The sequence below is a fragment of the Burkholderia sp. AW33-5 genome (assembly GCF_053427615.1).
In genome coordinates this window covers 531,438-556,490 of sequence record NZ_JBSAXA010000001.1, presented here as the reverse complement: position 1 = coordinate 556,490, position 25,053 = coordinate 531,438, and the positions used below count along the sequence as shown (strand labels likewise).

The 25,053-nt window shown below is 68.0% G+C and carries 23 protein-coding genes; 6 read left to right on the top strand and 17 right to left on the bottom strand.

From position 1 onward, the window contains the following. Nucleotide 1 precedes the first annotated feature (1 nt). From cheB to ACV22V_RS02540, 11 genes are all read right to left on the bottom strand, one after another. On the bottom strand, nucleotides 2-1,021 hold the full coding sequence (cheB, locus tag ACV22V_RS02590; RefSeq protein ID WP_175906588.1) for a chemotaxis response regulator protein-glutamate methylesterase: 1,020 nt from the start codon (nucleotides 1,019-1,021) through the stop codon (nucleotides 2-4). After that, entirely contained in the window at nucleotides 1,018-3,339 is a 2,322-nt protein-coding gene (locus tag ACV22V_RS02585) for a response regulator (RefSeq protein ID WP_448012912.1), read from the bottom strand. The genes cheB and ACV22V_RS02585 overlap by 4 nt, the downstream gene beginning before the upstream one ends. Next, complete coding sequence (locus ACV22V_RS02580; RefSeq protein ID WP_059689506.1) at nucleotides 3,336-4,040, bottom strand: chemotaxis protein CheW; 705 nt, start codon at nucleotides 4,038-4,040, stop codon at nucleotides 3,336-3,338. The genes ACV22V_RS02585 and ACV22V_RS02580 overlap by 4 nt, the downstream gene beginning before the upstream one ends. Nucleotides 4,041-4,085: 45 nt before the next feature. Next, complete coding sequence (locus tag ACV22V_RS02575) at nucleotides 4,086-5,510, bottom strand: CheR family methyltransferase (RefSeq protein WP_448012911.1); 1,425 nt, start codon at nucleotides 5,508-5,510, stop codon at nucleotides 4,086-4,088. Next, nucleotides 5,507-6,019, bottom strand: a complete 513-nt coding sequence (locus tag ACV22V_RS02570) for a chemotaxis protein CheW (protein WP_059531672.1) — start codon at nucleotides 6,017-6,019, stop codon at nucleotides 5,507-5,509. Before ACV22V_RS02570 ends, ACV22V_RS02575 begins: the two co-directional genes overlap by 4 nt. Further along, a complete protein-coding gene (locus tag ACV22V_RS02565) occupies nucleotides 6,016-7,692 on the bottom strand; it encodes a methyl-accepting chemotaxis protein (protein WP_448012910.1) in 1,677 nt (558 codons plus the stop codon). The genes ACV22V_RS02570 and ACV22V_RS02565 overlap by 4 nt, the downstream gene beginning before the upstream one ends. Before the next feature lie 123 nt (nucleotides 7,693-7,815). Next, entirely contained in the window at nucleotides 7,816-8,949 is a 1,134-nt protein-coding gene (locus ACV22V_RS02560) for a hybrid sensor histidine kinase/response regulator (protein ID WP_448012909.1), read from the bottom strand. A 256-nt stretch (nucleotides 8,950-9,205) separates the two neighbouring features. Continuing rightward, nucleotides 9,206-9,421 (bottom strand): hypothetical protein, encoded by a 216-nt coding sequence (locus tag ACV22V_RS02555; protein ID WP_448012908.1) that lies wholly within the window; start codon nucleotides 9,419-9,421, stop codon nucleotides 9,206-9,208. A gap of 33 nt (nucleotides 9,422-9,454) precedes the next feature. Then, on the bottom strand, nucleotides 9,455-11,038 hold the full coding sequence (locus ACV22V_RS02550; RefSeq protein WP_059531680.1) for a Na+/H+ antiporter: 1,584 nt from the start codon (nucleotides 11,036-11,038) through the stop codon (nucleotides 9,455-9,457). A 227-nt stretch (nucleotides 11,039-11,265) separates the two neighbouring features. After that, on the bottom strand, nucleotides 11,266-12,699 hold the full coding sequence (locus tag ACV22V_RS02545) for an aldehyde dehydrogenase family protein (RefSeq protein WP_059531683.1): 1,434 nt from the start codon (nucleotides 12,697-12,699) through the stop codon (nucleotides 11,266-11,268). Nucleotides 12,700-12,727: 28 nt separating this feature from the next. After that, entirely contained in the window at nucleotides 12,728-14,368 is a 1,641-nt protein-coding gene (locus tag ACV22V_RS02540; RefSeq protein WP_448012907.1) for an acetolactate synthase large subunit, read from the bottom strand. A gap of 376 nt (nucleotides 14,369-14,744) precedes the next feature. On the opposite strand from ACV22V_RS02540, the gene ACV22V_RS02535 reads away from it, so the two are divergent. After that, nucleotides 14,745-15,062, top strand: a complete 318-nt coding sequence (locus tag ACV22V_RS02535; protein ID WP_107938181.1) for a type II toxin-antitoxin system RelE/ParE family toxin — start codon at nucleotides 14,745-14,747, stop codon at nucleotides 15,060-15,062. Nucleotides 15,063-15,065: 3 nt separating this feature from the next. Continuing rightward, nucleotides 15,066-15,365, top strand: coding sequence for an addiction module antidote protein (locus ACV22V_RS02530; protein WP_006750245.1), 300 nt, complete (start codon nucleotides 15,066-15,068; stop codon nucleotides 15,363-15,365). Nucleotides 15,366-15,440: 75 nt separating this feature from the next. On the opposite strand, the gene ACV22V_RS02525 is transcribed toward ACV22V_RS02530, so the two are convergent. The 5 genes from ACV22V_RS02525 to andAc all read right to left on the bottom strand — a co-directional run bounded on the left by ACV22V_RS02525 (nucleotide 15,441) and on the right by andAc (nucleotide 20,219). Beyond that, a complete protein-coding gene (locus ACV22V_RS02525) occupies nucleotides 15,441-16,727 on the bottom strand; it encodes a DUF445 domain-containing protein (protein ID WP_448012906.1) in 1,287 nt (428 codons plus the stop codon). 164 nt (nucleotides 16,728-16,891) lie between these two features. Continuing rightward, nucleotides 16,892-18,112, bottom strand: a complete 1,221-nt coding sequence (gene andAa / locus ACV22V_RS02520) for an anthranilate 1,2-dioxygenase system ferredoxin--NAD(+) reductase (RefSeq protein WP_448012905.1) — start codon at nucleotides 18,110-18,112, stop codon at nucleotides 16,892-16,894. Further along, nucleotides 18,102-18,428, bottom strand: coding sequence for an anthranilate 1,2-dioxygenase ferredoxin subunit AndAb (gene andAb / locus ACV22V_RS02515; protein ID WP_039344765.1), 327 nt, complete (start codon nucleotides 18,426-18,428; stop codon nucleotides 18,102-18,104). Before andAb ends, andAa begins: the two co-directional genes overlap by 11 nt. A 16-nt stretch (nucleotides 18,429-18,444) precedes the next feature. After that, a complete protein-coding gene (gene andAd, locus ACV22V_RS02510; RefSeq protein WP_059531699.1) occupies nucleotides 18,445-18,930 on the bottom strand; it encodes an anthranilate 1,2-dioxygenase small subunit AndAd in 486 nt (161 codons plus the stop codon). Between the two features lie 17 nt (nucleotides 18,931-18,947). Further along, on the bottom strand, nucleotides 18,948-20,219 hold the full coding sequence (andAc, locus tag ACV22V_RS02505; protein WP_448012904.1) for an anthranilate 1,2-dioxygenase large subunit AndAc: 1,272 nt from the start codon (nucleotides 20,217-20,219) through the stop codon (nucleotides 18,948-18,950). A gap of 212 nt (nucleotides 20,220-20,431) precedes the next feature. Between andAc and andR the strand changes: the two genes are divergently transcribed. Next, entirely contained in the window at nucleotides 20,432-21,388 is a 957-nt protein-coding gene (gene andR, locus ACV22V_RS02500; protein WP_059531702.1) for an anthranilate 1,2-dioxygenase regulatory protein AndR, read from the top strand. Nucleotides 21,389-21,563: 175 nt separating this feature from the next. Here andR and ACV22V_RS02495 read toward each other — a convergent pair whose 3' ends face one another. Next, the gene (locus tag ACV22V_RS02495) at nucleotides 21,564-22,454 is read right to left on the bottom strand and encodes a LysR family transcriptional regulator (RefSeq protein ID WP_448012903.1); all 891 of its coding nucleotides are present in this window, start codon (nucleotides 22,452-22,454) and stop codon (nucleotides 21,564-21,566) included. A gap of 91 nt (nucleotides 22,455-22,545) precedes the next feature. Between ACV22V_RS02495 and ACV22V_RS02490 the strand changes: the two genes are divergently transcribed. Genes ACV22V_RS02490 through catC form a run of 3 tightly spaced genes read left to right on the top strand, consistent with a single transcriptional unit; the run spans nucleotide 22,546 to nucleotide 24,949 of the window. Then, a complete protein-coding gene (locus ACV22V_RS02490; protein WP_448012902.1) occupies nucleotides 22,546-23,679 on the top strand; it encodes a muconate/chloromuconate family cycloisomerase in 1,134 nt (377 codons plus the stop codon). Nucleotides 23,680-23,715: 36 nt separating this feature from the next. Further along, on the top strand, nucleotides 23,716-24,618 hold the full coding sequence (gene catA, locus ACV22V_RS02485) for a catechol 1,2-dioxygenase (protein ID WP_059531711.1): 903 nt from the start codon (nucleotides 23,716-23,718) through the stop codon (nucleotides 24,616-24,618). 40 nt (nucleotides 24,619-24,658) lie between these two features. Further along, entirely contained in the window at nucleotides 24,659-24,949 is a 291-nt protein-coding gene (catC, locus tag ACV22V_RS02480; protein ID WP_448012901.1) for a muconolactone Delta-isomerase, read from the top strand. The last annotated feature ends 104 nt before the right edge of the window (nucleotides 24,950-25,053 follow it).

Sequence of the window (25,053 nt, the reverse complement as noted above, 5' to 3'; positions counted from 1 at the left end):
GTCAGTCGAGCGGCATGCGCGTCACGCGCGAGATCAGTTGCGGCGCGATCCGCTCGAGCGGCAGGATCGCCGACGCGGCGCCGATCGCCGCGGCCGCCTTCGGCATCCCGTAGACGGCGCTCGTCGCCTCATCCTGCGCGATCGTGTAGCAACCCTTTGCGCGCATCGCCTTCAGCCCCAGCGCCCCGTCGCGCCCCATTCCGGTCAGCAGCACGCCGAGCGCGTCGCCCTGCCAGCCGTCGGCGACGCTGTTGAAGAACACGTCGATCGACGGCCGGTACGGCGTCTCGGCCGGATGCCGCGTATAGCCGAGCACGCCGCGCGGCGACATGTACAAATGATCGTTGGTCGCCGCGAGCAGCACCTCGCCCGCCTGCGGCACGCTGCCCTCCCGCGCGACACGCACGGGCAGCCGCGTATAGCCGTCGAGCCACTCCGCCATGCCGACCGCGAACGCCTGGTCGACGTGCTGCACGATCACGAGCGCAGCCGGAAAATCCGCCGGCAGCGCGCGCAGCAGCGCGGTGAGCGCGGTCGGCCCGCCCGCCGACGCGCCGATCGCGATCAGCGTCGGCAGGCCGCGCGCGAGGGCTGGCCCGGGCGGCACGAGCGTCACGGTCCGGCTTTCGAGCAGCCGGCCGATCTGGTCGATCTTCGCGAGCAGCGGCTGCGGCCCCGCATCCGACGGCAGGCCGAGCGCGAGCGTCGGCGTGTCGACCGCGTCGAGCGCGCCGGCGCCCATCGCCTCGTAGACCGACGACGTGTTCGCGCTGACGCTCGCGGTCACGACCAGGATCGCGCATGGCGCGCGCGCCATGATCTGCCGCGTCGCGGCCACGCCGTCGAGCTTCGGCATCACGAGATCCATCAGCACGAGGTCGGGCGGATGCGCGACGCAGAAATCCACCGCCTCGTCGCCGTCGGTCGCCACCCACAGCACGCGATGATCGGTGCGCAGCGCGATCACGCGGCGCAGCGCCTCGACCGCGAGCGGCAGATCGTTGACGATGCCGATGTTCATCCGCGTGCGTCCCCGATCAGGTCGTGCACCGCATCGAGCAGCGCCTCGTCGTGGAAACTGCTCTTCGCGAGGTAGTAGTCGGCGCCTGCGTCGAGCCCGCGCCGGCGATCCTCGTCGCGATCCTTGTACGACACGATCATCACCGGCACGCGCTTGAGCATCGGATCGCCCTTGATCAGCGTGACGAGTTCGATCCCGTCCATGCGCGGCATGTCGACGTCGGTGACGACCAGATCGAACGCGTCGCTGCGCACCGCGTTCCAGCCGTCCATCCCGTCGACCGCCACGGTCACGTCGTAGCCGCGCTTTTCCAGCAGCTTGCGTTCGAGCTCGCGCACCGTCAGCGAATCGTCGACGACGAGCACGCGGCGGCGCCGGTCGGCGAGCGCGAGCTGCGGATCGCGCTTGAGCTTCGCGAGCTGTCCGCCGCGCACGAGCTTGTCGACGGAGCGGATCAGGTCCTCGACATCGACGATCAGCACCGGGTCGCCGTTCTCGAGCAATGCACCGGCCGCGATGTTCTGGATCTTGTTCAGGCGGCTGTCGAGCGGCTGCACGACGAGCATCCGTTCGCCGAGGAAGCGGTCCACGGCGACACCGTAGAGTTCGGGCTCGCCGCCGACGACCACGACCGCCGTGCTCGCGCGCGCGACGTTGGGTTCGCCCGCATCGAGCAGCTGATGCGCGCCGACGAGGCCCGCGCGCCGGCCGTCGAACGGAAAATGCGGCTGCCCTTCGAGCACGTCGATGTCGTCGTGGGACAGCTCGAGCGTGCGGCGCACGTGCGCGAGCGGGAACGCGTACGGCTCGCCGCCGACCTCGACCAGCAGGCTGCGGATCACCGACAGCGTGAGCGGCAGTTGCAGCACGAAGCGCATGCCCGCGCCGGGCTCGTTGAAGATGCGCACCGCGCCGCGCACGCCGCGCACCATTTCCTGCACGGCGTCGAGGCCGACGCCGCGCCCCGACACGTCGGTCACCGCATCGCGCATCGAGAAGCCCGGCAGCAGCAGGAATTCGAGCAGTTCGGGATCGGACAGCCGCGCGGCCGTCTCGTCGTCGGTCAGGCGCTGGCGCACGACCGCCGCGCGCAATGCGTCCATGTCCACGCCCGGCCCGTCGTCGATCACGCTGACGAGCAGCGAGCCGGCGCTGTGGCGCGCCTCCAGCGTGACGCTCGCCTCGGCCGGCTTGCCGCGTGCGCGACGCGCGTCGGGCGCGTCGACGCCGTGATCGATCGCGTTGCGCAGCAGATGGCCGAGCGGCGCGTCGAGCAGGTCGAGGATGTCGCGGTCGACCTGCGTGCCTTCGCCGACGATCGAGAAGCGCACCTGCTTGCCGAGCGAGCGCGCGAGATCGCGGACGATGCGCGGATACGCGCGCGTCGCGTCGCCGAACGGCCGCATCCGGCACTGCAGCGCCTCGTCGTACAGCTGCTCGGCGATGTGCGTGCTGCGCCGCTCGAAGCGGTCGAATTCGTCCATGCGCTCGGCGAGCGAGCGCTGCAGGTCGTTGAGCATGTGCCGCACTTCGTTCACCGACGCGAGCACGCCCGTGTCGAGATCGTCGGCAAACTGTTCGTACAACAGATCGAGCGAACGGGCCGCATCGCGCTGCGCACGCTTCACGCGCAGCATCGACTCCGCGAACGGCTTGAGCCAGCGCGATTCGACGAGCGACTCGCCGGACAGGCTCAGCAGCCGGTTCAGCGTATCGGCCCGCACGCGGCGCATCGCGCCCGCGCCGGCCGCGCGGCCGGCCTGGACCGGATCGGGCACGGCCGCCGACACCGCGAGCGGCGGCACCGCGGCGCCGGCCCCCACGGATTCGTTCGCGGCGCCGTCGTGCTCGCGATGCGGCACGACGGACGGCGGCGCCGGCGGCGGCGCGAAGGCCGAGGCCGAGGCCGAGACCGGCATCGCGTGCGCGCCGTCGGCGCCCGTCAGCGCCAGCGCGAACGCCTCGATCTCCGTCGACGACACGGGCTGCGCCTGCGGATCGGCGACGCGCACCAGCAGGTCGACGCCGGCGAGCAGCACGTCGACGTGCGTGGCCGTCAGCGCGATCGTGCCGGCCTGCGCGGCGACGAAGCATTCTTCCATGCGCCCCGCGATGTCGACGCCGAGCGGCACGCCGACGATGCGTGCGGCGCCCTTCAGCGAATGCGCGGCGCGCATGCACGCCTCGAGCGCGACGGAGTCGGGCTCGCCCGATTCGAGCGCGAGCAGGCGTTCGGACAGCGCCTGGGTCTGCGTGCGCGTCTCCTCGCGATACAGCTCGAGCAGGGACAGGTGGCTCAGATCGTCATCGCCGCTCATCGCATGCTCCGTGTCACGGCGTCGAACAGCCGATCGTCGTCGAGCAGGCCCACCGACTTGCCGCGCCACGACAGCACGCCGCGCGACAGGCCGGCGCTCGCGCGCCCGACCGTCGCCGGCACGGGCACCCATTCGGATGCGCTGAAGCGCAACACGCCCTCGACTTCGTCGACCGGAAACACGACCGGCTCGCCCTGGTGCGCGGCGACCAGCAGCCGCGTGAAACGGCCGTCCGCGCCGCCGTTGCCGCCCTTGCCCGCGTCGAGGCCGAGCAGCGCGCCGATCGAGATCGCGATGCGCAGCGTGCCGCGAATGTTGACCACGCCGCGCACGGCCGAATGACGGCGATACGGCAGCGAATGGATCGGACGCGTGCCGGCGATCTCGCGCAGCACGCCGATCGGCAGCGCGAGCCATTCGTCGGCGACGCGAAACGCCAGCGCCGCCTGGCGCGTATCGTCGTCGCCATGCGCGCGGGTCGCGTCGAACGCGCTGATCCGCTGCGTGGCGTCGGCCATCTCGGCGACGCCTAGCGGGCGCTCGAGCAGCTTCGCCGCGTGATACGCGTAGACCGGACAGTTCAGGCAGCGCAGGCACTCGGCCAGCCGCTCGCACGAGCGGTCGCCGTGCGTGCCGATCCGGTTCCAGCAATCGTCGACGCCGAGCGTCGTGTCGTCGGTGGCAACGGCGTCGCGGTTCATTCTTTCCTCGGTCATCCCGATGTCGGCTCCCAACCCGTATTCCCGTTATCCGGCCGAGCGTCGCGCACGCTCGAGCAGCCATCGCGCGCCGGCGCCGTCGCCGCCGACGTCGAGCAAGGTCGCGAGATGCGTCAGCGCTTCGTGATGCGTCGGCCGCAGATACAGCGCCTTCCGGTAGAAGTCGCCCGCTTCCGCGACGCGTCCGCGCGCATCCGCGATCAGCCCGTTCAGGTAGAACGCGTCGGCGTGCGGCCCGGCGTGCGCGGAGAATTGCGCGAGCACGCGCTCTGCCTCGTCGAACGCGCCCGCGTTGGCCAGCGCCTGCGCTTCCTCGAGCGTCGGTGCGGCGCTGCCGGCGACCGGTGTCGCCGGTGCGGGCGTGTCGGGCACGTTGGTCACGTTGGCCACCCGGGCCGGCGAGTCGGCGTGCAGGTCGGCCCGCGGCTCGAGCGCCGTCGGGCGCTCGGCCGGCGCGAACGCGGCGCGCGCCGACGCGGCATCGCTCCACGTCGGCGGCACGACGGCCAGCAGCGGGCGCGTCGCGGCGGGCGGCGCCACCGTGAAGCGCTCGGCGCGACGGTACGGCGCGATCGCGGGCATCGGTGCCGCGTGGCCGTCCGCCGCGGCGCCGCCGCGCACGCGATGAAACGCGAACGCCAGCGGCACGCGCGCCGAGCGCATCCCGTGCCGCATCGCGACGCCCGTTTCGGCGGGACCGACGAACAGCATCCCGTCGTCGGCGAGCGAGTTTTCCAGCGAATCGATCACGCGATCCTGTGCGTCGCGGTCGAAATAGATCAGCACGTTGCGGCAGAATACGAAGTCGTAGCGGATGCCCGTGTCGGGGCCCGGTTCGACCAGGTTCGCCTGGCGAAACTGCACGCACGCGCGCACGCGCTCGTCGAGCAGCCAGCCGTCGGCGACCGGCGTGAAGTAGCGGCCGCGGAACTCGGTCGACGTGCCGCGAAACGCATTGCGCCCGTAGCAGCCGAGCCGCGCCTGTTCGATCGCGCGCGCGCTCAGGTCGATCGCGTCGATCGTGAAGCTCGCCGGATCGAGCCCGGCGTCGAGCAGCGCCATCGCCGCCGAATACGGTTCCTCGCCGGTCGAGCACGGCGCGCTCAGCACGCGGATCACGCGCCCGGGCATCGCGGCAAGCCGCTCGGCCGCGAGCCGCGCGAGCGTGGCGAACGCCTCGCGATCGCGGAAGAACCACGTTTCCGGTACGACGAACAGTTCGATCAGCGCGCGCCGCTCGTCAGCCGACGCGTTGAGCTGCTGCCAGTAGGCGTCGAGCGCTTCCGGCGTGACGGGCGGCCGCGCCGCCGACGGCAGCCGCTCGCCGTCGCCCTGCAGCGCCTGCACGCGCTCCGTCAGCGCGCGGCTCAGGAAATCGTTGCCGAGCGAATCGGGGTCGATGCCGGTCTCGCGCAGCAGCCAGCCACGAAATCGCGAATCGGATTCTTTCATGCGGACTCCCCTCCGTGGCCCGGCAGGCCGTCGAACAGATACAGGCGCGCAACGTCGTCGATCAGGTCGGACACCGAGACCTGCTGCACGATCCCGTCCGGCGTGTTCGCGACGCGCCCGAGCCAGCGCGTGCGCGCGGTCGACACGCCGCTGGCGCGGAACGCGGTGCGGTCGATTCGCAGCGTCTGCGTCGCGCGCTCGACGATCAGGCCGACCACGCGATCGCGGTCGGGCTGCCCGACGCGATAGCGCGCCATCACCAGCCGCGTCGACCGCAGCGCATGCGCGCGCCGCCCGAGCGCCAGCATCGGCACGTCGATCACGGGCACGGGCTGACCGCCGCGCATCAGCAGCCCGGCAATCCATTCGGGCGCGCCGGGCACGGCCTTGGCGGTCGCAAGCGGCAGCACCTCGTCGATGTCGGCCGCGTCGAGCGCATAGCGCTCGCCGTCGAGCTCGAACATCAGGAACAGCGCGTGCGCGCCGCCGTGCGACTCGGCGCGCGTCACGCGTCGACCTTGAAGCGCGACACGCTGGTGCGCAACTGGTTCGCGACGAGCGTCAGGTCGTCGATCGCCTGCGACGACTGGCGCAGCGATTCGGCCGTCTGCTGCGCGGCCTCCGACAGTTGCGACAGCGCCTGCGTGATCTGCTCGGCGCCGTTCGCCTGGGTCTGCATCCCTTCGTTGACCATCTGGAAGCGCGGCGCGAGCGTCTGCACCTCGGCGATGATCTGCGACAGCTGTCCGCCGACCTGCTGCACGTCGAGCATCCCGCGGCGCACTTCCTCCGAGAACTTGTCCATCCCCATCACGCCCGCCGACACGGCCGACTGGATCTCCTTCACCGTCTGCTCGATGTCGTACGTCGCCACCGCCGTCTGGTCGGCGAGGCGGCGGATCTCGGTCGCGACGACCGCGAAGCCGCGGCCGTATTCGCCGGCCTTCTCGGCCTCGATCGCCGCGTTCAGCGACAGCAGGTTGGTCTGGTCGGCCACCTTGGTGATCGTCGCGACGACCTGGTTGATGTTCAGCGCCTTCTCGTTGAGGATCGCGAGCTTCGCGTTCACCGAACCGGCCGCGTCCATCACGCTGCGCATCGTCTCGCCCATCCGCGTGAGGCCGCTCTGGCTCACGCCGGCGAGCGTCGCCGACTGCTCGGCCACGCCGGCCACCTCGTTCATCGTGCGCAGCAGGTCGCGCGACGTCGCGAAGATCTCGCGCGAGGTCGCGCCGATCTCGGTCGTGGTCGCCGCGGTCTCGTTCGCGGTCGCCTGCTGCTCGCGCGACGTCGCCGCGATTTCGGCGACCGACGTCGTCACCTGCAGCGACGACTGCTGCGCGCGCGCGACCAGCTCGGTCAGCTCGTCGGCCATCCGGTTGAAGCCCGTCTCGAGCGTGCCGAACTCGTCGCGGCGGCGCAGGTCGAGGCGGCGCGTCAGGTTGCCGGTGCGCATCACGTCGTGCACCTCGACGAGCCGCGCCATCGGCACGGTGACGGAACGGTACAGCCCGTAGCCCAGCCCCAGCGCGGACAGCAGCACGATCGCCAGCGCGGTCGCGAGGACGATCTCGGTGTCCTGCACGGATTCGCGGATCAATTTCGCGGACTGGTCGGCGAACTTGCGGTTTTCCTGCACCAGGATATTCGCGTTGCGCACGACCTCGGCCCACGCAGGCTGCACCTTCGCATAAGCGGCGACGGCTTCCTCGCGCGACGCGCGGCTCTTCTGCACCGCGTCGTTCAGCAGCGGCAGGTAGCGGTCGAAGGCGCCGCGAAACGCCGCGAAGCGCTGACGGTCGTCATCGCGGAACGTCGTGTTCTGGTAGTCGATCGACAACGACTCGATCTCCTTGAGCGTCTCGCCGATCTTCGCGAAATCACGCTGCACGAGTTCGGGATCGGTGTCGACGAACGTCGCCTGCTGCAGCGTCGCGAACGATTCGTTGACCGCCCCGCGCAGCGACGCCGCCAGATACACGCCCGGCAGCGAATCGCGTTCGATGCTGACGGCCTCGGTGTTGATCGCACGCAGGCGCTCGTAGGACACGCCGGCCGTCACCAGCATCAGCACGAACAACACGCCGAAGCTGAACAGGATACGGTTGCCGAGCGTCAGCCGGGCGGTGCCGATCGTCGGGTGCAGGCTTTCATTGGTCGCGCGAGGCGTCACGGTGGCCATGTTCGTTATGGGCTTTCTAAAATCAGCGTTGAAAAAAACCGCGCCCGCCCGCGCGCCGGACGGCGCGCCACGAGCGCATCGGGGTCTGCGGGCGGCGCGGCACCGGCCGGCCGCGCCGCGAAATCATCGCTCCGCTTGCGCCGGCAGCCGAAGCGCGACCATGAAGCCGCGCGGCGTATTGCGCATCAGGATCTGGCCGCGATGCCGCGCGGCCGTCGCGCGGACGAACGCAAGCCCGAGGCCGAAGCCGCTGCGCGCCGCGCCATGCGCGGATTCGAGCCGCACGAACGACTCGGTCGCGGCCGTGCGCTGCTCGGGCGCGATGCCGGAGCCGGCGTCCTCGACGCCGATCAGCCACGCACCGCCGTCGTCGCTAAGCGTGCAGTGCACGTCCGTGCCGGCCGGGCCGTACTTCAGCGCGTTGTCGATCAGGTTCGCGACCGCGCGCGTGAGCATCATGCGGTCGCCCATCGTCACGCACTCGGTGCCGGGCACGTGGGCAAATACCCGGCTGCCGAATCCGGCCGCCTTCTCCCACAGCTGGTCGACGGCGTCGAGCACGATCTCGTTGAGACTCAGGACCTCGTGCGCGCGGCGTTCCGACTGCGCGCGGGTCAGGTGGATGAAGCCGTCGGCGAGCGCGAGCGCGCGCCGTGCGTGGCCGGCAATGCGCTCCATGATCGGCGGCATGTCGCCGTGCTCGGTCCGGTAGACCTCGAGCAGCGCGAGGATCGACGTCTGCGGCGAACGCATGTCGTGCGACAGGAAATCCAGCGCTTCGTCGCGCTGGCGCGACATCAGGTACGAATTCGAGTGATAGCGGATGCGCGCGGTCAGCTCCATCGCGTCCGGGAGCTTCACGAGGTAGTCGTTCGCGCCGGCGATGAACGCTTCGCGCTTGACGATCGGCTCCTCCTTCGCCGACAGCACGATGATCGGCACGCGTGCGGTGTCGGTGTCCGCGCGCCACGCGCGAACAAGGTCGAGGCCGTCGATTTCCGGCATCACGAGATCCTGCAGGATGACCGTCGGCTTCACGTCGCGCGCGACCGCCATCGCCCGATGTGCGTCCGTGCACACATGCAGGTCGATATCGTGCTCGCTGCGCAATGCGCGGCGGATCACCTCGCCGACGAACGGCTGATCGTCGACGAGGAGAACCGATAGCCCCGACTCCAGACAATCCGGCGCATTTTCACCGCTGGATTCTTTCATAAATACCGTTTCAAACGCCAAATCTCCAATTGATTCTTTCATAGGAGTTGTTTATCCGACTTGGACGCCATCTTAAAACTGGCGGCGGAGAAATCCGCCAATTGTTGCCGATCTGGCCTGTCGGCATTGCCTCGCGGGGATCCGAGCGCCGAATTCACCCCGACGACGGTCGCATTACCTCCGCGCGCTTTCTCTCAATAAAGATAACCGGCTGATTCTAAATGAAATTAGAACACAGCATCTATCTCCTTCCGGTTTAGTTTTGCCAAATATGGTGAAAGAGCGGGATTCAGATAAATCAGATCATTTCCGGATGCGAAAGACGATAACGTTTGCGAAGCCGGCACCGCGAGGTTTGCATGCGCTGCAAGGCCGTCGTGTCGAGCGCTTTGGGGCCGGATTCCGATGCGGCGGAATCGGGAGAGATGGAAGGGGGAAAATCGTGCGCCGCGCCTGGATCGGCGCGACGCGAAGGCTCGCGGCACCGCGCGACGAACACGATCGGCGCGGCCACGCGGCCGCGCGTTCATGGCGTGCGCGCCGCCCGCTACCCGCGCGCGTGCTGCGCGGACACTTCCTGCAGGTCGAGATCGCGCTCGAGCATGTGCAGCATCTCGTCGTGGATGCGGCCCGAACGATGCAGACGCAACAATTCCGCACGCCCGGCCTTGATCGCGGCCAGCACGACATCGTAGTGCGCGGTGCGTACCTCCGCCGGATAAGCAGGCTCGTTCTTCGCCCGCTCGGTCAGTTCCGCGCGATACGTGTATTGCTCCAGCAGGCGCGGGTGAATCACCTTGCCGCTCTCGTCGCGCACCAGCGGCTGGATCGCCGCGAGCTGCGCGGCCTCGATGTGCGCCCACGCCTGCGGCTCGGTCAGGTGATGCGCGGCGCGCTCCTCGCGCTGAGGCAGGCGCAGCAGCCGAATCAGCGGTCCGATCGTCGTGCCCTGCATGAGCACGGTGACGAGGATCACCGCGAACGACGCGACCAGGATCACGTCGCGGCCCGGCATCGCCTCCGGCAACGACAGCGCGATCGCCAGCGTCACGACCCCGCGCATCCCGGCCCAGCTCATGATCGTCGCGGCCTTCCAGTCGGGTGCGGCACCGCGCCGAATGATCCCGCGCACCGGCACCTTCAGCGCCTCGACCGCGTAGATCCAGACGAAGCGCGACACGATCACCGCCACCAGCACCGCGAGCACCGGCGGGACCATCGTCGCGAGCACCTGCTCGAAACCGCCGAGCCGGTGGATCGCGCCGCGCAGCGACAGCCCGATCAGCACGAACACCAGCGCTTCGAGCAGGAACACGATGACCTGCCAGAACGCGGTGCCGCGCGTGCGCACGGCCGCCGAGAACACCTCGTGCTGATGCCAGCCGACGATCATGCCGGCCGTGACCGTCGCGATCACGCCCGACACCTCGACCATCTCGCCCGCGATGTACGCGATCCAGCCGGCGATCACCGCGACGGTGATCACCAGATAGTCGTCATCGAGCAGCTTCAGGAACCACACGACGAGCTTGCCGACCAGGAAACCGACCACGACACCGCCGAGCCCGAGTTCCGCGAAGCGCACGACCGCGTGCTCGAGGCTGAACGCGCCCGTCAGCGCGGCGGCGACCGCGAAGCGGAACAGCACCAGGCCCGCCGCGTCGTTCAACAGGCTTTCCCCTTCGAGCAGCACCATCAGCCGGCGCGGCAGCGCGACGCGTTCGAGCACCGCCTTCGCGGCCACCGCGTCGGGCGGCGACACGATCGCGCCGAGCGCGAAGCACGCGGCCCACGGCAGCGACGGCACGACCCAGTGCACGGCGAAACCGACCGCGAACGTCGTGAACACCACCGCGCCGATCGCGAGCATCATGATGCCGCCGACGTTGCGCTTGAACTCCTCCCACACCGAGAAATACGCGCCGTCCATCAGCAGCGGCGGCAGGAACACGAGCAGCACGAGTTCCGGATCGAGATTGATCGGCGGCAGGCCGGGAATGAACGCGATGCCGATGCCGCCGATCAGCAGCGCGGCCGCGGGCGGCAATCGCAACCGCTTGGCGATGTATTCGAGCGCGACGATCGCGAGGAATGACAACAGAATCAGCTTGAATGCCGAGACGGGGGACATGAATCGACCTCGTGAGGAATGAATGCGCACGCCAGCCGGTGTCGTACCCCGGTTGGCCAATTCGCGCGATTACATCACGATGCGATGCAGGCAGTCGAGCGCGTTCGGCAAGCATGGCGCGCGGTGCCGCCACGATGACGCAATGGCGGGCATCGCCGCGCCCGTCGGCGTGCGCCGAGACGAAAACGGCACGCGTGCCGTCAGCCGTCAAGCCGCCGCCCGTCGCGCTAGCGGCGCCGCACGACCATCAGGCGCGGCTCGGTCATGTCCTCGATCGCGTAGCGGATCCCTTCGCGGCCGAGCCCCGAATCCTTCACGCCGCCATACGGCATGTTGTCGACGCGGAACGACGGCACGTCGTTGATCACGACACCGCCCACCTCCAACTCGTCCCACGCGCGCTGCGCATGCGCGAGCGAATCGGTGAACACGCCGGCCTGCAACCCGAAGTCGCTGTCGTTGACGCGCGCGAGCGCATCGTCGAAGCGCTCGAACTTTTCGAGGATCGCGACGGGACCGAATGCCTCCTTGCGGTACAGGTCCTGTTCGCGACCGACGTTTTCCAGCAACGTCGCCTCGAACATCGCGCCGTCGACCTTGCCACCCGCGACGATCTTCGCGCCCGCCGCGACGGCCGCGTCCATCCAGCCGGACAGCCGGCGCGATTCGGATTCGGAGATCATCGGGCCGACGAACGTCGACGGATCTTTCGGATCGCCCATCTTCAGCGAACGCGTCTTCGCGATCAGCTTGTCGCGCAGCGCGTCGTACAGATCCGCATGCACGAGGATCCGCTGCACGCCGATGCAGCTCTGGCCCGACTGGTAATACGCGCCGAACGCGAGACGCTCGACCACGTAGTCGAGCTGCTCGCGCTGGTCCGCGTCGACGATCGCCGCCGCGTTGCCGCCGAGCTCCAGCACGACCTTCTTCTTCCCGGCCTTCTCCTTGAGCGCCCAGCCCACGGCCGGCGAACCGGTGAACGACAGCAGCCTGAAGCGCTCGTCGGTCGTGAACAGGTCCGCGCCGTCGCGATGCGCGGGCAGCACCGAGAATGCCCCCTTCGGCAGGTCGGTTTCGGCGAGCACCTCGCCGATGATCAGCGCGCCGATCGGCGTGCGGCTCGCGGGTTTCAGCACGAACGGACAGCCCGCGGCCAACGCGGGTGCGACCTTGTGCGCGGCGAGGTTCAGCGGGAAGTTGAACGGCGAGATGAACGAGCACGGGCCGATCGGCACGCGCCGCGTATAGCCGGTGTAGCCTTGCGCGCGTGCCGAGATCTCGAGGTTGATCACCTCGCCGTCGATGCGCACCGACTCCTCGGACGCGACGCGGAACGTATCGATCAGCCGCGTCACTTCGCCCTTCGAATCGTTGATCGGCTTGCCGGCCTCGATGCACAACGCCTCGGCCAGCTCGTCGAATCGCTCGCGAAAGCGCGCGACGCAGTGGTCGAGCACCGCCTGACGCTTGTACGCCGGCAACTCGCGCATCGGCTTCGCGGCGTCGACCGCCGCGCCGATGGCCGCATCGATCGCCTTCGCGTCGGCCAGCGCGACGCGGGTCGCGACCTTGCCGCTGAACTTGTCGGTCACTTCCAGATCGGTGTTCGCGTAGACGGCCTCGTTGGCCAGATAGTACGGATAGGTATCCTTCAGCATGGAACGCTCCTTCCGGTGAACTGCGGATTCAGAGTTGCGCCGACAGGCGCTTGATTTCGCGGTTGAGCACGCGTTCGTTGTCCGAATAGTCGATCGGCACGTCGATCACGTGCACGCCCGGCGTCGCGAAGCAGTCGCGCAGCAGCGGCTCGAGATCGTCGGCCGCTTCGACGCGATGCCCGTGCGCGCCGTAGCTCTGCGCATACGACACGAAATCGGGGTTCTTCAACGTCATCGCGAAATCGGGGAAGTTCATGTTCTCCTGCTTCCAGCGGATCATTCCGAACGCGTCGTCGCGCAGGATCATCACGACGATGTCGAGCTTCAGCCGCACGGCCGTTTCGAGTTCCTGCGAATTCATCATGAAGCCGCCGTCGCCGCACACGGCGATCACCTTGCGCTGCGGATGCACGATCTTCGTCGCGATCGCCGACGGCAGGCCCGCGCCCATCGACGCGAGCGCGTTGTCGAGCAGCAGCGAGTTCGGTTCATGCGCACGCCAGTAGCGCGCGAACCAGATCTTGTACATCCCGTTGTCGAGACAGACGATCCCGTCGGTCGGCAGCGCGCTGTACAGGTCGTTCACGATCCGCACCGGGTACATCGGGAAGCGCGGGTCGTGCTGGCCTTTCTGCAGGTGCGCGTCGAAGTGCTCCTTGATCATCGCGAAGCGCGCGAAATCCCAATGCGGCTGCGGCGCGATCGCCTCCTTCATCTGCCACACCGCGTTCGCGATGTCGCCGACCACCTCGATCTGCGGGAAGTAGACGGGATCGACCTGCGCGCCGAGGAAGTTCACGTGGATCACGGTCTTGTCGTCCGTGCGCATGAAGAACGGCGGCTTCTCGATCACGTCGTGGCCGACGTTGATGATGCAGTCCGCATGCTCGATCGCGCGGTGCACGAAGTCGCCGTCGGACAGCGTCGCGTTGCCGAGCCACAGCGGATGCGTTTCGTCGATCACGCCCTTGCCCATCTGGGTCGTGAAGAACGGGATGCCCGTCTTGTCGACGAATTCGTGCAGCATCTTGCAGGTCGTCTTGCGATTGCCGCCCGCGCCGATCATCAACAGCGGGTGGCGCGCGGCCTGGATCGCGTCGACCGCATGCGCGACCGCCTTCTCCTCGGCCACCGGCCGCCGGCTGTAGCTGCGCGGAATCGACTTGCCGTCGCCCTCCTCGTGCGCGATGTCCTCCGGGAGCTCGAGATGCGCGGCGCCGGGGCGCTCCTCCTCCGCGCGACGGAACGCCTCGCGCACCGCCGACGGGATGTTCCCGATCGACACGATCTGTCGCGTGAACTTCGTGAGCGGCTGCATCATGCCGACGACGTCGACGATCTGGAAGTGCCCCTGCTTGCTGGACTTGATCGGCTTCTGCCCGGTGATCATCAGCATCGGCATGCCGCCGAGCTGCGCATACGCGGCAGCCGTCACGAAGTTGGTCGCGCCCGGCCCGAGCGTCGCGAGACACACGCCGGTGCGGCCCGTCAGCCGGCCGTAGGTGGCGGCCATGAATCCGGCCGCCTGCTCGTGCCGGGTCAGCACGAGCTTGATCTTCGATCGCCGCAGCGATTCGAGCAGATCGAGGTTTTCCTCGCCGGGGATGCCGAACACGTACTCGACGCCTTCGGCTTCCAGCGCCTTCACGAACAGATCCGATGCTTTCATGGGGGACTCTCGGTTGATGCCGCCTGCCCGGCTTACGAGCGCGCGACGTTCAGAACGCGCGCCGGCCTACGGCACGCGGACGCTTTACCTACTGGTGACCACGGCACTGCCCGCCGCGCAACGCACGGCGGTGCCTCCCTGTGCAGGAGGACAAACGGATCCGCCCGCGCGCGGCAAGCACGCACGGGCGGCAAGGACGTTTTTGATTGTAGACGGATTCGCGGAATTCCGACTTCGGCCGAATGGCCGGGTCCGGCGCGCGAAAGGATCGGCCTGACGGCCAATTCGCCCTCAAACGGCGCGCGCGGCCCTATTGTTGGACGCACCCCGATTCCATTCACCAAACCTGTGAACCATGGTTGACATACCGCGATCCATGTCCTACAGTGCGCCTACGTTCAGTATTCGGACTACCGACGTCTTCGACGCGTGGTTTGCCCGCCTGCAGGATCGCGTCGCCCGGCGGCGCATCCAGGCGCGCATCGACCGTCTGTCGATGGGCAACCCGGGCGACTGGAAATCCGCCGGCTCACCCGTCGTCGAAATGCGTGTCGACCACGGCCCCGGCTATCGCGTCTATTACGTCAGACGCGGAACGATATGGGTGATCCTGCTCTGCGGCGGCGACAAGTCGACGCAACAGGCGGACATCCGCGCCGCGCACGCGATGCTCGAGCGGCTCGACCTGGAGTGATCGATGGACAAGATCAAGACCCGGCCGTGGGATTCGGCCGAACACCTGAAAACCGACGACGACATGGCCGACTACTTCGAGGCCTGTCTGCAGGAAGCCGGCGACGACCCGGCCTTCATCGCGCATGCGCTCGGCGTGATCGCCCGCGCGCGCGGCATGTCGCAGGTCGCGCGCGATGCGGGCCTGTCGCGCGAAGGTCTGTACAAGGCGCTGTCGCACGACGGCAATCCGAGCTTCGGCACGATCCTGAAAGTGATCAAGGCCCTCGGCCTGCAACTGCACGGCGCGAAGGCACACGCTTGATTCAGCGGCGTACGGCGGCGCGCCACGTGCGCGACGGGCGCGACGGGCGCGACGGGCGCGACGGCCGCGCCCGCATCAATGCAACCACTCGGCCGCCCAGCGCGGCACCAGCGAGACCAGATACAGCCCGAGCCCGATCAGCCCGCCGACCAGCGTGCCGTTGATGCGGATGTACTGCAGGTCCTTGCCGATGTTCAACTCGATCTGCCGCGACATCTCGCGCGCATCCCAGTTGCGCACCGTATCGCGGATGTGACGCATCAGGAAATCCGCGAAATCCGGCGCCATCTCGTGCACGGCCTTCTCGACGTGCTCGTTCAGCGACGCACGCAGCGCCGGGCTCTCCGCGAGCCGCGCGCCGAGCCAGCCGCCGAGCGTCGCGGCCTGCCGGTGCAGCGTCGAATCGGGCCGCGCGAGATCGGCCTTCAGCCATGCGCGCAACTGGTCCCACAGATCGCGTACATAGTCGTTGAACGCGTCGCCGTCGCGGATGTAGCGCTTGATTTCGTCGCCCTTCGCGATGAACACCGGGTCATGCTTCAGCCGCTCGGTGAGCCGCACGACCGTGCGGTCGAAGCGCTGTCGCAATTCGTGCTCCGGATCGGCCGCCACGCCCTCGAGCACGCGGCTCACCGCGCTCGCCAGCATGCGCGCGCCGTTCTCGCCGAACCACTGCGTCGGCATGATCTTCTCGACCTTCGGGTATTGCGTCTTCAGCCATTCGACGATGAAGCCCGCGATCACCTCGCGGTTCTCTTCCTTGTCGAGCACGTCGACCACCTGCCCGATCGCGTCGTCGAGCAACGCCTGGTGACGGCCGTCCTTCGTCAGCGTGTCGAGGATCGCGCCCATCGACTGCGACAGGTCGATCCGGTCGATCACCGCGCGGAACGCGTCGTGGACGAACGACTGGATCCGCGCATCGTCGGTCATGTCGAGCGCGAAGCTCATCAGCTTCGTCACGTAGCCGCCGAGCGCGTCGGTGTTCGCGGGCTCGCCGAGCCATGCGCCGAGTTTCCGTGCGGGATCGTGCTGGCGAATCTGCGCGACGAGTGCGTCGGGGCCGAGGAATTTCTCGCGCACGAACACCGCGAGGTTGTCGGCGATCTTGTCCTTGTTCTTCGGGATGATTTCGGTGTGGCGCGACACGAACGGGATCGGCACGCGGCGGAACAGCGCGACGACCGCGAACCAGTCGGCGAGCGCGCCGACCATCGCGGCCTCGGCCACCGCCTTGAAACCGTCGACCCACGGGCCGCGCGGCAGCAGGATCATCGTGACGAATACCGCGACCGCGGCCAGCAGCAGCCATAGCGCGCGGCGCTTGCTGCGTTTCAGTTCGAGGGCTTTGTCTGGCGTCATGGGCGACCGGTGAAACGGCAATGCCGCTAATATGCACCGATCGCCGGCCCGCGACAAACCCGCGCGCGTGGCGCGAGCCGGAAAGGTTGCCCGGAACAGGTTTCCCTCGACGTTTCAGCGACCCGACGCGAGCACGGCCGCGCCGGCCGCGTTCGCGCACTGCCTCAGAGAAACGTCTTCAGGTTCACCGCCGGATCGGCGAGCTTCGCCGGATCGGGCACGGCGCCTGCCGCGATCAGGCGCCGCGATGCACCGATGTCGCGCCCCAGATTCGCCGCGGCCACCGCGGCGATCTTCCCGTCGCCGTCGAGCCCGAACACCGTGAACGGCCCGCTCGCGGGATCGCCACGCACGACGGTCGTTCGCTCGCCGCCGAACAGCCCGAGCATTTGCAGGTTGCAGTCGTACTGATCGGACCACAGCCACGGCAGCTCGGCATAGATTTCGTCCGCACCCAGCAGGTTCGCGGCCGCGACCGCCGGCTGATTCTCCGCGACCTGCCACGACTCGATCCGCACGTGACGCCCGAGCAGCGGATTGAAGTGCATCGTCACCTCGCCCGCCGCGAAGATCGCGCGATCGGCCGTCCGGCATCCCGCATCGACACGGATGCCGTTGTCGACCGCGAGGCCGGCTGCCTGCGCAAGTTCGACGTTGGGCACGACGCCGATGCCGATCACGACGACATCGGCCGACACGTCGCCGCGATCGGTCTCGACGATCGCGCCGCCGCCCGGTGCGTGGCGAATCGCGCGCGGCAGCGTCGCCATCTGGAAGATCACGCCGCGGGCGTCATGCAGTTGCCGCGCATACGCGCCGACGACTTCCGGCAACGCACGCTGCAGCAAGCGTTGAGCCGGGTCGATCACCGTCACGTCGCAACCGAGCTGGCGTGCCGCGGCCGCCACTTCGAGGCCGATGAAGCCGCCGCCTAGCACCGCCACGCGACGCCCCGGCGCGAGCTGCGCGCGCAACGCACGCGCGTCGGCAACGGTGCGCACGTAATGCGGGACGACGCCGTCGTCGACCGGCCCGCCGAACGCGCGCACGCGCGAACCCGTCGCGAGCACGAGCCGGGCGTACGGCAACGTCGCGCCGTCGTCGAGCCGCACGCGCTGCGCATCGCGCTCGATCGCGTCGACGCGCGTGCCGAGCCGCAGCTCGATGCGCTGCGCGTCGTACCAGGCCGCATCGCGGATGAACGCACGCTGCTCGCCGCCGTCGCCCAGCAGCGCGTCCTTCGACAGCGCGGGCCGATCGTACGGCAGCTCGCGCTCCGCGCCGATCATCACGATGCGTGCGTCGGCGTCGCGCGCGCGCAGCGCCTCGGCCGTGCGCCGCGCCGCGTGGCCGGCGCCGACGATCACGAACGGGTCAGCCGACATTGACTTCCACCTGACCGTCGACGATCCGGATCGGATACGTCCGTACCGGCTCGGTGATCGGCGCGCATTTCGGCGCACCGGTGCGAATGTCGATCAGCCCCTGGTGCAGCGGGCATTCGACGCAGCCGTCTTCCACATAGCCTTCGGACAGCCGCGCGTGACCATGCGAACAGAGGTCGTGCATCGCGAACAGTTCGTCGCCGATCCGGAACACCGCGATCGGCTTCTGGCCGGCGACGCGCGCGGCCGGTTCGTCTTCGGAGAATTCGTCGAATGCGCCCAGCGGATGCCATTCGGCGAGCGTTGCTTCGGTCATGTCGTTTCCTTCGCAGTCAGATCGGGGTGGCGAGCAGCGTCTGCACGCGCGACGTGTCGTAGATCACGCGCTTGGTCTTGTAGCGCAGCCCGTCGGGCGTGCGCACGACCGTGTCGTAGTACTTGCCGGCCTGGTACACGTTCGATTCGCCGTTGCTGCGCGTCTGCACGACCACATAGTTGCTCTCGGTGTCGATCTCGCCGTCGCGCTCCGCGACGATCGTGAGGCCCGACGTCATGTGCCGGTACGTGTGCTCTTCGAAGATGTTCGCGTGCCGCAGCGACACCACGCGGTCGCGCAGCATCCGCTGGTTCGTGCAGTGGACGATCCCGACCGGCAGCCCGAGATCCGCGTTCTCCTTCGGCACGATTTCGTACGTGCAGTCCTCGGTGAACATTTCCGGCCAGTGTTCGAGCCGGTCGTTGTCGAGGTGGCCGATGTAGCGGTTCTGGAGCATGTAAATCTCGAACCACGTCTTCATGTCTTCCGTCAGGTTTTCCATCGTTCCGCGCTCCCGCTTCAATAGCCCATCAGCTTCTGATAACCGACCCAGAACTTGCGGATCAGGCTTTCGGTGATCACCGTGTCCTGCTGGTCCGGGTTGCCGCGCGACATCTCGATCACCGACGTCGCATCCGCATCTCGCACCGTGCCGCGCTGCACCAGTTCGGTCGCCTCGGTATCCTCCATCGAGATGTAGCCGGCCGGCCCGACCAGGTTCGCCTGCTTGATGCGCAGCGCGCGCAGTTCGGGCGTGTCGTCCGCGTAGCCGAAGAAGTGGAAGATCAGTTCGAAGTTGTCCGGCCCCTTCGGCAGGATCTGGCGCGCGACCAGCGTGTTGTGGATCTGCTGGATCACGAGTTGCGGAAAGATCGGCTGGATATGGTTCGTGCAGTCCTCGTCGTATTCCGACACGAGATCGAGGATCGATTCGTCTTCCAGATGGAAGCCCTCGTCGAACGAGCGGATGTTCTGCTGCTTGTAGGCGGCCGACGTGTCGTCGCCCGTCTTCGTCACGGTGATGATGCTGTGCAGCCCGTGGTTCGCATCCGGAATCGAGCGCGCCTTCATCCCGACGCGGAAGATGTTGAAGGTCGTATGGAACAGGTGCAGCATGCTCGCGTGATACGGATCCTTCACGTTCTCCATGTACAGCTTCCAGTTCGACTTCGAATACTGGCGCGTGCAGCCGAGATACTCGATCGGCTTGTGGAAGATGCGGTCGATCCACGGACGCATCTGCTCGCCGAGATAGTCGGGCAGCGGCGCCACGTCATCGCTGAAGGTCGCGAACACGAGCCCGCGATAGCTGTCGACACGCAGCTTGCGCAGCCCGTGCTGCTTCGGGTCGAAGTCGGCCGGCATCCCGGTCATCCCCTTCTGGCCGCGCCGGAACGGCACGCCGAGCAGGTTGCCCTGGTTGTCGAAGCTCCACTGGTGGTACACGCACGTGTGCGAGCTCGCGTTGCCGCGCGACTTGCGGCACACCTGCGCGCCGCGGTGCGCGCAGCGGTTCACCCATGCGGACAGCGTGCCGTCCTCGGTGCGCGTGACGACGACCGGCGTGTCGCCGACGAACGTGCTCTTGAAGTCGCCGACGTTCGGGATTTCCGCTTCCAGCGCGACGAAGTTCCAGGTCGGCCCGCGGAAGATGCGTTCCTGCTCGCGATCGTAGACCGCGCGCGAGCTGAACACCTTGTACGGCACGCGCGAGCCGTCGTCGTGCGGAAAGCGCACATCGGACGCGTCGTCGCGCGCGGCGAATACGACGGGCGATTCTGTCTGCTCCATGTCGGACTCCTTCTGGTTCCGTTTCGTTGATTGCATGGAGCCGATTTTTGAAAAGCTAATATTCGGCGTCTATCCGGAAAGTGCGATTGCGGCGGCGCAATATCCACTTTCGGCGGATTTCTGCGCTAGCATGGCGACACACGCGACCCGCGCACGATCGCGACCCATTCGTCGGATCGAAGCGCCCGTCGTTCATACCAAGGCCGATGCCCATGTCCCCAACGTCGTTCGAGCCGCTTGCGCTGCGTGCGCACCGGCTGTTCGAATCCCGCGATCTCGACGAGACGCGCGAGCGGATCTCGCGCGTGATGCAGCCGCATGCGCTGCTGCCGAGCGGCCGCGTGCAAGGCGCGTCGCATATGGATTTCGTGCGGCTCGGCGGGCTCGGGATCGGCACCATCGCGTTCGGCGACGCGATGCGCGTGCAGGTCGACGCCGTCGACGGCTATTACCTGCTGATGTTCTGCCTGTCCGGGCAGGCGGAAGTCCACGCGATGGGGCGCCGGCTCGGCGTCGACGGGCAGACCGGCGTGCTGTGCGCGCCCGGCGAGCGCTTCGACGCGGTGCTGTCGGCCGATTGCGAGCAGTTCGTGCTGCGCATCGATGCCGCGACCGTCGGCTCGCTGACCGGCGACCCGCGCGCGATGCTCGACCCCGTGCTGCACATCAGCGATGCCGCGCTCACCGCGTGGCGCCAGCAGTTGATGCTCGTCGCCCGCTCGCCGGCGCTGCTCGAACGGGCGAACGCGAACCCGCGCGTCGCGTCGCAGCTCGAGCATCTGCTGATCGATTTGCTGATCGAAGGCCACCCGCCGTCGGCGCCGAGCGCGCGCCAGGATCCCGCGCCGGGCTTCGTGCGGCGCGCGCAGGAGTTCGTGAACGCGCACTACGCGCAACCGCTGCAGCTCGCCGATATCGTCCAGGCCGCCAACGTGCCGGAGCGGACGCTGCGCGACGCCTTCCTGCAGTTCCGCGGGATGAGCCCGATGCAATACCTGCGCGCGACGCGGCTCGAGCATGCGCGAGAGTTGCTGCGCGGGTCGGTGTCCGAGCGACGGATCGCCGATATCGCGCTCGATTGCGGGTTCACGCACCTCGGGCGATTCGCGATCGCGTATCGGGAGAAGTTCGGCGAATCGCCTTCGGAGACGCTCGACGGGAAGCGGTAGACGGTAGGCGGGCGCGGGTTCCCCGCCTTGCCGATTGCCGACCGGCGCGGCTTGCCGGCTTGCTGCCCGCCTGCATCAGCAGGCATATGACATCTGCATCACGATACCGGCTCCGTATTCGGCCTGGCCCGCCGAATTTGACCGTTAGTTGCGGTCAATACGGAAACGACCGTCGCTACATCGCCGGCGCGATCATCTCCCGCGCGATCGCGCAGAACGCGGTCGTCGCGGCGCTTTCGCCGTGCAGCCGGCGGCTCATGATGATCGGCGAGGTCGCCGTGGGTTCCGGCAGCCGCCGATAGACGACGCCCTTCACGCGCACGCCTTCCACGCTTTCCGGCACCAGCGACACGCCCACCTGCGCGGCGACGAGCCCGAGCGCCGTCTGCAGTTCGCGCACCTCGTGCACGGCCGCCGGCACGAGCGCGCCGTCGCGCAGCGCGGACAGTTGCTGGTCCGCGAAGCTCGGCCGCGGCGTGCTCGGATAGACGATCAGCGTCTCGTTCGCGATGTCCGCGAGCGTCAGCGGCCGGTCCGGATCGGCGAGCGGATGCCCGACCGGCAGCGCCGCGATGAGCTTCTCCTCGATCAGCGCCTCGCGCACGAGCTGATCGTCGTCGAAACGCAGGCGGCCGAACCCGACGTCGATCCGCCCGCCCTTCAGCGCGCCGAGCTGCTCGAGCGTGAACATTTCGATCAGCGACAGCTCGACGCCCGGATGCGCCTCGCGAAACGCGCGGATCACGTCCGGCAGCGCACCGTAGAGCGTCGACGGCACGAAGCCGATCACGATCCGCTCCGACAACTGCGCGAGCCGCCGCGTCAGCGGGCCGAGCTCGTCGGCCTGTTCGACGACGCGCGTCGCCTGCGCATAGAACACGCGGCCCGCGTCGGTCAGTTTCAGCGGCCGCGCGCCGCGCTCGAACAGCGGCAGCCCGACCTCGTCCTCGATCGCCTGAAGCTGGCGGCTCAGCGGCGGCTGCGTCATGTGCAGCCGCTCCGCGGCCCGCGTGATGTTCATTTCCTCCGCGACGGCGATGAAGTACCGAAGCTGGCGCAATTCCATTTCATGCCTCGAAGGTATGGAAGTAGTCGGAAAGAGTGTTGGACGCCGCCGGGCGGGAATTCCTACCATGTGCACCAACAGGAGGAATCGCATGATAGCAACTACCGCCACCATCGAACGCATCGAGACGCTGCTCGTCGACGTGCCGACGATCAGGCCCCACAAGCTCTCGGTCGCCACGATGAATTGCCAGACCCTCGTGCTGGTCCGCGTTCGATGCACGGACGGTATCGAAGGCGTCGGCGAGGCGACCACGATCGGCGGTCTCGCGTATGGCGAGGAAAGCCCCGAGAGCATCAAGGTCAACATCGACACCTACTTCGCGCCGCTCCTGCAGGGCATGGACGCGACGCGCCCGGGCGCCGCGATGGCGCGTGCGCGCAAGCTGTTCCAGGGCAACCGGTTCGCGAAGTGCGCGATCGAGACCGCGCTGTTCGACGCGCAGGCGCGCCGCCTCGGCGTGCCGCTGTCCGAGCTGTTCGGCGGCCGCACCACCGATGCGGTCGATGTCGCGTGGACGCTCGCGAGCGGCGACACGCAGCGCGACATCGCGGAAGCCGAGGCGATGCTCGACGCGCGCCGCCATCGCGCATTCAAGCTGAAGATCGGATCGAACGCGGTCGACGACGACGTCGCGCACGTGATCGCGATCAAGCGCGCGCTCGGCGACCGTGGCGACGTCCGCGTCGACGTGAACCAGGCATGGACCGAAACCGACGCGATCCGGGCCGGCGCACGCCTCGCGGAGGCCGGCGTGAGCCTCGTCGAGCAGCCGATCGCCGCGACCAATCGCGCGGGGCTCAAACGCCTCACGCAGCTCGCGCAGATTCCGATCATGGCCGACGAGGCGCTGCACGGCCCCGTCGATGCGTTCGCACTCGCGCAGGACCGCGCGGCCGACGTGTTCGCGGTGAAGATCGCGCAATCGGGCGGCCTGCTCGGTGCGGCGAGCGTCGCATCGATCGCGTCGGCGGCCGGCATCGACCTGTACGGCGGCACGATGCTCGAAGGCGCGGCCGGCACGATGGCGTCCGCGCAACTGTTCAGCACGTTCGGCTCGCTGAAATGGGGCACCGAGCTGTTCGGCCCGCTGCTGCTCACCGAGGAAATCCTCGTCGAGCCGCTGCGTTACCAGGATTTCAAGCTGCACCTGCCGGCGACGCCCGGCCTCGGCATCGCCTTCGACTGGGCCCGCATCGAACGGATGCGACGCAACGCCCGCTGATCCCGCATGACACGACAACCGAAACCGGAGACACAGATGAACAAGCAAGCCATCGACGCCCTGCTGAAAACCTTCGACGACGCCGCGGAAAAGCCCGGCAACCCGCGCGTGCGCGCGATCGTCAACCGGATCGTGAAGGACATCTGCTACACGATCGAGGACTTCGACGTGCAGCCGAGCGAGTTCTGGACCGCGCTCAACTACCTGAACGAAGCCGGCCGTGAATTCGGGCTGATCGCCGCGGGCCTCGGCCTCGAGCGCTTCCTCGACGTGCGGATGGACGAGGCCGAGGAGAAGGCCGGCTTCCACGGCGGCACGCCGCGCACGATCGAAGGGCCGCTGTACGTCGCGGGCGCGCCGGAATCGGTCGGCCATGCGCGTCTCGACGACGGCACCGATCCGGGCCAGACGCTGATCATGCGCGGTCAGGTGCTCGGTCAGGACGGCGCGCCGATCGCGAATGCGCTCGTCGAGGTGTGGCACGCGAACCATCTGGGCAACTATTCGTACTTCGACCAGTCGCAGCCGGCGTTCAACCTGCGCCGCTCGATCCGCACCGATGCCGAGGGCCGCTACAGCTTCCGCAGCGTGCTGCCGGTCGGCTACAGCGTGCCGCCGGGCAGCAAGACCGAGCAACTGCTCGACCAGCTCGGCCGTCACGGCCATCGTCCGGCGCACATCCACTTCTTCGTTTCCGCGGACGGATATCGTAAGCTGACGACGCAGATCAACATCGAAGGCGATCCGCACATCTGGGACGACTTCGCATTCGCGACCCGCGAGGGGCTGATCCCGAAGATCAAGCAGGCCGAGGGCGCGGAAGGCAAGCCGTATGGCGTCGACGGGCAGTTCGCGCTGATCGACTTCGATTTCTCGCTGCTCAAGGACAAGCAGGACGTGCCGGCGAGCGAAGTCGAGCGGGCGCGTGCACAGGCCTGAGCGGCCCCGTTCGACGAATCGACAACGCAAGGAGCGCAGGATGCTGTTTCATGTGGAAATGACCGTCCGTCTGCCGGCGGACATGGATCCGGTCAAGGCGGCCACGCTGAAGGCCGAAGAGAAGGCGATGTGCCAGCGGCTGATGACCGAAGGGACCTGGCGGCATCTGTGGCGGATCGCGGGGCAGTATGCGAACGTCAGTATTTTCGACGTCGAAAGCGTGCAGCAACTGCATGACGTGTTGAGTCAGCTGCCGCTGTTTCCGTATATGGAGATGGAAGTGCGGGCGCTGTGCCGGCATCCTTCTTCGGTGCGGGAGGATGATCGGTAAGCGAACGCGACGCGCGGCGTGACTGAACGGCCGCGAAGAGTACGGCTCGGGCGGCCGGCGATTTTCTCGCCGGTCGCCCGTGTCGTTTTGCAGCCGTCACGTCC

Coding starts and splice junctions, on each gene's coding strand:
- ACV22V_RS02535 (WP_107938181.1), top strand. CDS start 14,745: ATGTCCTACAGTGCGCCTACGTTCAGTATTCGGACTACCGACGTCTTC.
- ACV22V_RS02545 (WP_059531683.1), bottom strand. CDS start 12,699: ATGCTGAAGGATACCTATCCGTACTATCTGGCCAACGAGGCCGTCTAC.
- ACV22V_RS02585 (WP_448012912.1), bottom strand. CDS start 3,339: ATGAGCGGCGATGACGATCTGAGCCACCTGTCCCTGCTCGAGCTGTAT.
- ACV22V_RS02495 (WP_448012903.1), bottom strand. CDS start 22,454: ATGGAATTGCGCCAGCTTCGGTACTTCATCGCCGTCGCGGAGGAAATG.
- andAd (WP_059531699.1), bottom strand. CDS start 18,930: ATGGAAAACCTGACGGAAGACATGAAGACGTGGTTCGAGATTTACATG.
- andAa (WP_448012905.1), bottom strand. CDS start 18,112: ATGTCGGCTGACCCGTTCGTGATCGTCGGCGCCGGCCACGCGGCGCGG.
- ACV22V_RS02490 (WP_448012902.1), top strand. CDS start 22,546: ATGATAGCAACTACCGCCACCATCGAACGCATCGAGACGCTGCTCGTC.
- ACV22V_RS02575 (WP_448012911.1), bottom strand. CDS start 5,510: ATGAAAGAATCCGATTCGCGATTTCGTGGCTGGCTGCTGCGCGAGACC.
- ACV22V_RS02580 (WP_059689506.1), bottom strand. CDS start 4,040: ATGAACCGCGACGCCGTTGCCACCGACGACACGACGCTCGGCGTCGAC.
- ACV22V_RS02530 (WP_006750245.1), top strand. CDS start 15,066: ATGGACAAGATCAAGACCCGGCCGTGGGATTCGGCCGAACACCTGAAA.
- catA (WP_059531711.1), top strand. CDS start 23,716: ATGAACAAGCAAGCCATCGACGCCCTGCTGAAAACCTTCGACGACGCC.
- andAc (WP_448012904.1), bottom strand. CDS start 20,219: ATGGAGCAGACAGAATCGCCCGTCGTATTCGCCGCGCGCGACGACGCG.
- andAb (WP_039344765.1), bottom strand. CDS start 18,428: ATGACCGAAGCAACGCTCGCCGAATGGCATCCGCTGGGCGCATTCGAC.
- andR (WP_059531702.1), top strand. CDS start 20,432: ATGTCCCCAACGTCGTTCGAGCCGCTTGCGCTGCGTGCGCACCGGCTG.
- ACV22V_RS02560 (WP_448012909.1), bottom strand. CDS start 8,949: ATGAAAGAATCAATTGGAGATTTGGCGTTTGAAACGGTATTTATGAAA.
- ACV22V_RS02550 (WP_059531680.1), bottom strand. CDS start 11,038: ATGTCCCCCGTCTCGGCATTCAAGCTGATTCTGTTGTCATTCCTCGCG.
- ACV22V_RS02565 (WP_448012910.1), bottom strand. CDS start 7,692: ATGGCCACCGTGACGCCTCGCGCGACCAATGAAAGCCTGCACCCGACG.
- ACV22V_RS02525 (WP_448012906.1), bottom strand. CDS start 16,727: ATGACGCCAGACAAAGCCCTCGAACTGAAACGCAGCAAGCGCCGCGCG.
- cheB (WP_175906588.1), bottom strand. CDS start 1,021: ATGAACATCGGCATCGTCAACGATCTGCCGCTCGCGGTCGAGGCGCTG.
- ACV22V_RS02540 (WP_448012907.1), bottom strand. CDS start 14,368: ATGAAAGCATCGGATCTGTTCGTGAAGGCGCTGGAAGCCGAAGGCGTC.
- catC (WP_448012901.1), top strand. CDS start 24,659: ATGCTGTTTCATGTGGAAATGACCGTCCGTCTGCCGGCGGACATGGAT.